The organism is Cellulomonas sp. B6 (assembly GCF_001462455.1).
In the GTDB taxonomy this organism is placed as follows: Bacteria; Actinomycetota; Actinomycetes; order Actinomycetales; family Cellulomonadaceae; genus Cellulomonas.
Genome location: NZ_LNTD01000186.1, coordinates 1 through 7,658, shown reverse-complemented (window position 1 = coordinate 7,658; position 7,658 = coordinate 1). Strand labels below are relative to the sequence as shown.

Annotated in this window: 10 protein-coding genes; 3 read left to right on the top strand and 7 right to left on the bottom strand. The window is 76.3% G+C overall.

Translation table 11 applies throughout. The annotated features are described in order from the left end of the window. The 4 genes from ATM99_RS15360 to ATM99_RS15345 form a co-directional block, all read right to left on the bottom strand. A partial coding sequence (locus tag ATM99_RS15360) for a hypothetical protein (protein ID WP_223305166.1) occupies positions 1-273 on the bottom strand: 273 nt, incomplete at its 3' end. Continuing rightward, the gene (locus tag ATM99_RS15355; RefSeq protein WP_062103733.1) at positions 273-932 is read right to left on the bottom strand and encodes a response regulator transcription factor; all 660 of its coding nucleotides are present in this window, start codon (positions 930-932) and stop codon (positions 273-275) included. The genes ATM99_RS15360 and ATM99_RS15355, both read right to left, overlap by 1 nt. After that, complete coding sequence (locus ATM99_RS15350; RefSeq protein WP_062103732.1) at positions 929-2,173, bottom strand: sensor histidine kinase; 1,245 nt, start codon at positions 2,171-2,173, stop codon at positions 929-931. The genes ATM99_RS15355 and ATM99_RS15350 overlap by 4 nt, the downstream gene beginning before the upstream one ends. 121 nt (positions 2,174-2,294) lie before the next feature. Continuing rightward, complete coding sequence (locus tag ATM99_RS15345; RefSeq protein ID WP_062103731.1) at positions 2,295-2,612, bottom strand: hypothetical protein; 318 nt, start codon at positions 2,610-2,612, stop codon at positions 2,295-2,297. 211 nt (positions 2,613-2,823) lie between these two features. On the opposite strand from ATM99_RS15345, the gene ATM99_RS15340 reads away from it, so the two are divergent. After that, on the top strand, positions 2,824-3,192 hold the full coding sequence (locus ATM99_RS15340; protein ID WP_046529600.1) for a VOC family protein: 369 nt from the start codon (positions 2,824-2,826) through the stop codon (positions 3,190-3,192). 63 nt (positions 3,193-3,255) lie between these two features. Here ATM99_RS15340 and ATM99_RS15335 read toward each other — a convergent pair whose 3' ends face one another. Next, on the bottom strand, positions 3,256-3,720 hold the full coding sequence (locus tag ATM99_RS15335) for a GyrI-like domain-containing protein (RefSeq protein ID WP_062103730.1): 465 nt from the start codon (positions 3,718-3,720) through the stop codon (positions 3,256-3,258). 136 nt (positions 3,721-3,856) lie between these two features. On the opposite strand from ATM99_RS15335, the gene ATM99_RS15330 reads away from it, so the two are divergent. Together ATM99_RS15330 and ATM99_RS15325 are read left to right on the top strand one after the other, a co-directional pair. Further along, positions 3,857-4,723, top strand: a complete 867-nt coding sequence (locus ATM99_RS15330; protein WP_062103729.1) for an oxygenase MpaB family protein — start codon at positions 3,857-3,859, stop codon at positions 4,721-4,723. A 64-nt stretch (positions 4,724-4,787) separates the two neighbouring features. Next, the gene (locus ATM99_RS15325) at positions 4,788-5,465 is read left to right on the top strand and encodes a hypothetical protein (RefSeq protein WP_062103728.1); all 678 of its coding nucleotides are present in this window, start codon (positions 4,788-4,790) and stop codon (positions 5,463-5,465) included. 57 nt (positions 5,466-5,522) lie between these two features. On the opposite strand, the gene ATM99_RS15320 is transcribed toward ATM99_RS15325, so the two are convergent. Beyond that, positions 5,523-6,266 (bottom strand): glycerophosphodiester phosphodiesterase family protein, encoded by a 744-nt coding sequence (locus ATM99_RS15320; RefSeq protein WP_062103727.1) that lies wholly within the window; start codon positions 6,264-6,266, stop codon positions 5,523-5,525. Beyond that, on the bottom strand, positions 6,263-7,624 hold the full coding sequence (locus ATM99_RS15315) for an ABC transporter substrate-binding protein (RefSeq protein ID WP_062103726.1): 1,362 nt from the start codon (positions 7,622-7,624) through the stop codon (positions 6,263-6,265). Before ATM99_RS15315 ends, ATM99_RS15320 begins: the two co-directional genes overlap by 4 nt. Positions 7,625-7,658: the final 34 nt, after the last annotated feature.

Here is a 7,658-nt window from a genome sequence, read left to right as displayed (position 1 = left end):
GCCGCCCGCCGGCCCGTGCGCGCCGCGTGCCACCGCGACCCGCACGCCCCGCACCCACGACCACCGCGGCACCGCGCGGACCGACGCGAGCACGGCCGCCTTGCCGAGGGTCTGACCGACGACCACGGCTCCCGCGACCGCGAGCGCCACGTCCGCCGGCTGCGTGAGCGCGACGCCGACGACGTACGCCTCGGCGGCGAACACGGGTGCGAACGACCCGACCAGGCTCATGACCAGCCCCGTCGCGACGAGCCCGAGCACGAGCCCCGTCATCAGGGCACGTCGTCCCGGCGGTCGCCCGGCCGCACCAGGCCCGCCTCGTACGCCGCGATGACGAGCTGCACGCGGTCGCGGCAGCCCAGCTTGCGCAGCGCCTCCGACACGTGGGACTTCACGGTGGGCTCGGTGATGAACAGCTCGGCTCCGACCTCGGCGTTGGACAGCCCGCGCGCGACGGCGGCGACGACCTCGGTCTCGCGCGGCGTCAGCACCGCCAGGGACCGCGCGTCACCGCGCGCGGCGAAGTCCTCGACGAGCCGCCGGGTGACGCTCGCACCGAGGAGCATCGAGCCGTCGGCCACCGCGCGCACCGCCTCGACGAGCCGCGAGGCGGGCACGTCCTTGAGCAGGAAGCCCGACGCGCCCGCGCGCAGCGCGTCGAACACGTACTCGTCGAGGTCGAACGTCGTGAGGATGAGCACGCGCGTGCCGGGGTGCGCGGCGGCGATCGCGCGCGTCGCGTCGATGCCGTCCATGACGGGCATGCGCACGTCGACCACCGCGACGTCGGGGCGCTGCGCCGCGACGACGTCGAGCAGCGCGGCCCCGTCGCCCGCGTCGCCGACGACCTCCACGTCAGGCGCGGCCGCGAGGATCGCCGCGAACCCGGCCCGGACCACGGCCTGGTCGTCGGCCACGACCACGCGGATCACGGCGCCACCGCCACCGGCACGCGGACGTCCACGACGAACCGCGACGCGGTCGCGTCGGCGCGCAGCGTGCCGCCCACCGCGTCGACGCGCTCGCGCATGCCGACGAGGCCGCGGCCGGGACGCACGGGCTCCGCCGGTCCGGTCAGCGGTTGCGAGACCCGCAGGCCCGCCTCGCCGTCGCGCTGCACGAGCTCGACGTCGACCGCGGCCCCGGGCGCGTGCCGCCGCGCGTTGGTCAGCGCCTCTTGCAGTGCCCGGAACAGCACGTACCCCGCGGCGTCGGGCACGTGCGACCACTCCCCCACGACCCGCACGTCCTGGCCCGCGGCGCGCGCGTCCGCGACCAGGCCGGCGACGTCGTGCGCGGTGGGCTGCGGGCGGCGCGCGACGGACGCGTCGTCGTCGGTGCGGCGCAGCACGTTGAGCGCCTCGCGCAGCTCGCCCAGCGCCTCGCGCGCGTCGCGCGCGACGTCGGCGAGCACCGCGCGTGCGTCGTCGTCGAGGTCGGGGTACTGGTACGGCGCGCTCTCGGCGCGCACCGCGATGAGCGACACGTGGTGCGCGACGACGTCGTGCAGGTCGCGCGCCATGCGGGCCCGCTCACGCGCGAGCGCGTCGGTGGTGAGCGCGCGCTCCTCCTGCTGCTGCGCGAGTGCCTCGCGCCGGCGGCTCCGCTGCCGGGCGCCGAACGCGAGCGCGACCAGCACGGCGCCCGTGACCCACACGACGTAGAGCACGAACGTCAGCCACCGGAACGGGGGCTCGGTCCCCGACGTGACGGGCCCGATCGGCGTGAAGCCCACGAGGTTGCCGCCGCAGTACACGGCCGCCAGGCCCAGGGCGGCCGCGTACGGCAGGAGCACCGCGCGCCACGTGCGCAGCACCGCGACGAGCGCGACCGCGACCAGCGCGAGGTACCAGCCGACCATGAACCACCCGGTCCACGGCAGGAACGCGAACGGTGCGGCGGCCACGACGGTCGCGAGCACGGGCCGCCACACCGCGAGGACCACCGAGGCGACGACCACCACCCCCGCGACGCCGGCGACGGCTCGCGCGTCAGTCCCCGGCGTCAGGTCCACGACCCCCGACCACGAGTACCCCATGATCGGCGTGGCCAGCTGGAAGGCCGCGACCAGCACGGCGAGCACGACGGCGGTGCCGAGGCGTTGCCGGTCCGCGCGCACGCGGGGTGCCGCGGCGGTCGGGGCCGAGGCGAGCGGGGTCGACGGGTCGGGCATGCCCCGATCCTCGCGGGCCGCCCACCGGACCTTCCACCGCCCTGGGACGGAGATGACCCGCGACGACCGGTGGAGCGGACGTCCGCCGGGGCTCCGCGGGACGGGCTCCGCCCGGCGCCGGTCAGCCCGGCGCACCGCCCGTGGGCAGGAACTCCGGCCGCGGGCCGCCCGCGAAGCACCGGCACGCGCCGTCGGGGTGGTGCAGCGGCGTGCCGGGACGTGCCGCGCAGGGCACCGCGCCGGCGCAGGGCCCGGCCGCGCGGTCGTCGGCGGGTCGCGCCGCCCGCGCGACGGCGTTCTCGCCGGTCGGTGCGTGCTGCGTCGTCGTGTCGTCCTGGTCGTCGGGCCGAGGGCCCGCGGCCGGCCGCGAGCCCGTGCGCGGCTCGTCGTCGCACGGGGCGCGCGGGGTCGGGACCCACGGTCGCAGCGTCGTCGTCATCGTGGTCCTCCCCCCCGTCCCGTGGTGACCGCCCGTCGAGGCACGGGCGGCGTGGACGCCTGCGACGGTACCCGGCGCTGCGGACGCTCCCCCGGGACATCGGCACCGTGCGCGGGGATCTGAGCATCACCGGTTCCGTGAGTGAGCACCGAGGTCTAGCGTCCGGAGCACGGGTGGGCGCCCGCCCACCGACGGGTCGAGGGGGACGGTCATGGCGCACGGCGACATCACGCACGTCGACATCCCGGTCGCGGACACCGCGGCCGCGACGCGGTTCTACGAGGGGCTGTTCGGCTGGCAGATCCGGGAGATCCCGGGCTTCGAGGGCTACCCGATGTGGTCGGCGCCGAACGGCGTGAGCGGCGGCGGGCTCGCGCCCCGCTCGGAGGGGTTCACGCAGCCGCGCAGCTACGTCGAGGTCGACTCGATCGACGACGCGCTGGCGCGCGTCGCCGACCTGGGCGGTCGGGTGCTGCACGGCAAGGAGCCGATCGACGCGACGAGCTGGTGGGCGGTCGTCGCCGACGCGGACGGCAACCACGTGGGGCTGTTCGAGGGCCGCACGGGCGGCGAGGGCTGAGGGTCACGGACGAGGCACCCCGCCGGCCCGGCGCCGCGGGCGCGCGCCGGCGGGGTGCGGCGGTCAGCCGCGCAGCGGCAGCACGAGCCGCGTGACGTTCGCCGCGGGGTCGCCGCCGGGCTCGGGGTCGGTGACGTACTCCTCCCAGAAGTCGCCGCGCCCGTCGACGCCGAGCGCGACACGGTCGTCCTCGACGCGCGCCCACGCGTCGGGCAGCGCGTCGTACGGGCCGGTGTGCGTGAGCACGAGCGCGTCGCCGCCCGGCTGCTCGACGACCGTCACGTCGCCCGACGTCGCCCCCGGTGCGACACCCTCGACCGCGAACCCCGCCGCCAGGTCGACCGTGCCGGTCGGCATGCCGTGGTACCAGCCGACCGCCGGGCCGACGATCGTCCAGCCCTCGCGCTCGACGGCCTGCGCGACCTGCCGGTAGGCGGCGTCGTAGAAGGCGGGCAGCCCGGCCGTCGGCACGGTGCCGCGCACGGCGGCGAGCGTGACGGTCGGGAGGGTGGTGCGGGTGCTGTCCATCGGGGCCTCTCCTCGCAGGTCCGGCGCCCGGTGCGGGCGGCGGTGGCGGTACCGACCGCGCGGGGCGCCCGGACTCACCGGCCACCGTCCCACCGACCGCCGCGCGGGTGTCGCACGGCGTCCGTACCGTGGGTCCGTGAGCCTCGCCGCCCCCGTCCGCCAGTGGCGCGCCCGCGCCGGCAGCGCGCTGTTCCTGCGCGTCGCCGGGCCGCACGGGCACCGCTCCCGCGAGCGCATCCACCACCGCGAGGGGCCGCGCTGGTTCGGGCCCGACGCGGCGGTGCGGGTCGTGCACGGGGACGCGTCGATGTTCGTCGGCGGGATCCGGTCGCTGCTGCTGCAGTCGCTGCACCCGGCCGCGATGGCCGGCGTCGCGGGGCACTCGGCGTTCCGCGAGGACCCGTGGGGGCGGCTCGCGCAGACCAGCACCTTCCTCGCGACGACCGTGTTCGGCACGGCCGACGACGCTCAGGCCGCGATCGACGCCGTCCGCACGATCCACGCGCGCGTGCGCGGCGTGAGCCCCGAGGGCATCCCCTACGCGGCGGACGACCCCGACCTGCTGCGCTGGGTGCACGTCGCGGAGATCGAGTCGTTCCTCGACGCGCACACCCGTTACGGGCAGCACCCGCTCAGCGCCGCACGGGCCGACGAGTACGTCGCGCAGACCGCGCGGATCGGCCGCGCGCTGGGCGCCGTCGACGTGCCGGAGACGCTCGCCGACCTGCGCGCGGCGCTCGAGGGCTACCGGCCCGCGCTGCGCGCGACGCCCGCGGCGCTCGACGCGGCGACGTTCCTGCTGCGCGAGCCGCCCGTGCCGTGGACGCTGCGCCCCGGGTACACGGCTCTCACGGCGGCGGCCGTCGAGTCGCTGCCCGCGTGGGCGGCCGACGGCCTGGGGCTGCGGCGCCGGGGCCGCGTCGGGACGGCGCTCGCGCGCGGCGGCGGGCACGTCGCGACCCGCACGGTCCGCTGGCTGCTCGCGGGCCAGCCCGAGGGCTGACCGCTCCGGTCCGGCACGAGGCGGTCCTGATGCGAGTCCCGACCGCTCGCTAGCGTGGTCGCCCGTGACCACCGCCCGCGACGCGCTCCTCGTGAGGGTCGCGGCCGCGGTCCCGGACCCGGTCGCGCTCGGCCGGCCGGTGCGGCTCGGGGTCGACGGGATCGACGGCTCGGGCAAGACGACGTTCGCCGACGAGCTCGCCGCCGTGCTGCGCAGCGCGGGCCGCGAGGTCGTGCGGGTGTCGGTCGACGACTTCCACCGCCCGACGGCCGAGCGGTACGCGCGCGGCGTCGCCTCACCCGAGGGGGCGTTCCACGACTCCTACGACGACGCCCGGTTCCGCACCGACGTCCTCGACCCGTTCGGCCCCGGAGGCAGCCGCGCCTACCGCGCCGCGGGCTACGACCGCGCGAGGGACGCCCGGTGGCACGCACCCGTCCGGCACGCCGGCGAGCACGCGGTGCTGCTGGTCGACGGCATCTACCTGCACCGTGACGAGCTCGTCGACGCGTGGGACCTGTCGGTGTACCTGCGCGTCCCCGTGCCCGTCGCGGTCGCGCGCATGGCCGTGCGCGACGCGTTCGTGCCCGACCCGGCCGCCCCCCGGCACCAGCGGTTCCTGGCGGGTCAGCGGCTGTACCACGCGACGTGCGACCCGCAGCGGCGCGCGACGCTCGTCGTCGACAACGCCGACCTCGCGGCACCGGTGCTGGTCACCGGCCACAACCCCACGACGGCGTGAAGGGTTGCTGCCGGGAGACGGCAGCAACCCTTCACGACCCCGGCCTGCGCCGGTCGGTCAGCCCAGCCGGACGCGGCGCGCGGCCAGCCAGCCCGCGAGACGGTCCGGGCGGTCGGTGATGATCTCGTCGACCCCCACCTCGACGGCCGCGGCCCAGTGCGCGGGCTCGTCGAGCGTCCACACCGCGACCCGCAGCCCGGCGTCGTGCAGCCGGTCCACGAGGTCGGGGTGCTGCAGGAGCAGCAGCCCGTGCGGGTTGGCCATCGTGACGTCGAGCGCGGCGCACGTGTCGAGCAGGTCGTCGCCGACGTCCGCGAGCAGCAGCCCGCGGCGCAGCCCCGGGTCGGCCGTGCGCAGCGCCTCGACGGTCCCCGGCCAGAAGCTCTGGACGACCGTGCGGTCCGCGAGCCCCGCGTCCCGCAGCGGCCCCGTGACGCGGGCCACCTCGTCGGCCGTCCACTCGCCCTTGACCTCGCACAGCAGGTCGAGCGACGGGTGCCGGTCGAGCAGCTCGACCACCTCGGCCAGCAGCGGGACCCGCTGCCCGGCGTACGCGGGTGCGAACCACGCGCCCGCGTCGAGCTCACGGACGGCCGCGAGCGGCGTGTCCTTGAGCCAGCCCGTGCCGGAGGTCGTCGCGTCGAGCGTGTCGTCGTGGATCACCACGACGTGCCCGTCGGACGTCAGCTGCACGTCGAGCTCGATCGAGTCGGCGCCCGCGCGGGCGGCGGCCTCGAACGCGGCGAGCGTGTTCTGCGGTGCGACGGCCGAGTTGCCCCGGTGCGCGACGACCCTGGTCACAGGTACGGCTCCACGTTCTCACGGTAGGCGGTGTCGAGCTTGGGCGCGATCGACGACCACGCGGTCGTCGGGTCCGCGCCGCGCAGCACGATCTGCTCGATGCCCTCGGTGAGGACCTGGTCGGCACCCGGCACGAACACCCGGATCCAGTCCTGCGAGCGCGCCTTGTCGGCGAGCTGGTCCACAGCGGTGCGGAACTGCGGCGTGGACGCGTAGACGGCCTTCATCGCGTCGGACTCGACCGCCGACGTGCGGACCGGCATGTACCCGGTGTTCTGCGAGAAGTACGCGGTCTGGTCGGTGTCGGTGAGGAACTGCAGGAACATCGCGGCGGCGAGCTGCTGCTCGGGCGACTTCGCCTTCGGGATCGCCAGGCCCGTGCCGCCCGTCGGCGTGCCGCCGCCCTGCGGGCCGTCCGGCAGGTACGCCGTGCCGACGTCGAACGTGGCCGCGTCGAGGATGCCCTTGAGCGAGCCCGTCGACCCGATCGTCGCCGCGACGACGCCGGACGAGAAGTCCACGGCCGAGTCCTCCGAGACCGTCGCGTAGGCCTCGTCGCCGTGGAAGAGGTCCTTGAGGAACGTGCCGCCCGCGACCGCCTCGGGCGTGTCGAGCGTCGTCGTCCACTCGTCGGAGTACTGCCCGCCCTGGCCCCAGATCATGTTCTCGAACCACCACGCGGCCCACGACGGGCCCGTCGACAGGCCGAGCGGCTTGGAGTCCGCCGGCACCTGGCCGGCGAGCTTCGTCGACCACTCCTGCATCTCGGCCCACGTCTCGGGTCCGCGGTCGGGCAGGCCCGCGGCCGCCCACTTCTCCTTGTTGTAGTAGAAGAGCGGCGTCGAGCGCGCGTACGGCGCGGCCCAGTGCTGGCCGTCGTACTCGTAGTCGCCGTACAGCGCGGGGACGAAGTCGTCGGCGTCGGCGTCCAGGTGCTCGAACACGTCGTCGAGCGGCATGATCTGGTCGTTCAGGTGGTACCGGAACCACCAGACGTCGGACGAGATGACGAGGTCCGGCAGCTCGGACGTCTGCGACGCCGCCTGGAACCGCTGCGCGACCTCGTCGTAGTTGGCGCCCGCCGTGACGAGCGTGACCTTGATCTCGGGGTGCTCGGCCTCGAAGCGCTTGATCAGCTCCTCCTCGACCGGCTTCGACGCGCCCGGGTGGTTGCTCCACCACGTGATCTCGGACGCGGGGGTCACGGTCGACCAGTCGACGGCGTCGGTCGCGGCGGGCTCCGCGGCCTGGCCGGTGGCGATCGTCGGGGTGGTGCAGGCCGTCAGGCCCAGGGCGCCGACGGCGGCCAGGGCGAGCGCCGCGAGGCCGCGGCGGGTCGGGGCGGCACGGTGGGACACGGGGTCTCCTCGGTGTCGGGGGCGCACGCCACCG

Coding starts and splice junctions, on each gene's coding strand:
- ATM99_RS15350 (WP_062103732.1), bottom strand. CDS start 2,173: ATGCCCGACCCGTCGACCCCGCTCGCCTCGGCCCCGACCGCCGCGGCA.
- ATM99_RS15345 (WP_062103731.1), bottom strand. CDS start 2,612: ATGACGACGACGCTGCGACCGTGGGTCCCGACCCCGCGCGCCCCGTGC.
- ATM99_RS15340 (WP_046529600.1), top strand. CDS start 2,824: ATGGCGCACGGCGACATCACGCACGTCGACATCCCGGTCGCGGACACC.
- ATM99_RS15335 (WP_062103730.1), bottom strand. CDS start 3,720: ATGGACAGCACCCGCACCACCCTCCCGACCGTCACGCTCGCCGCCGTG.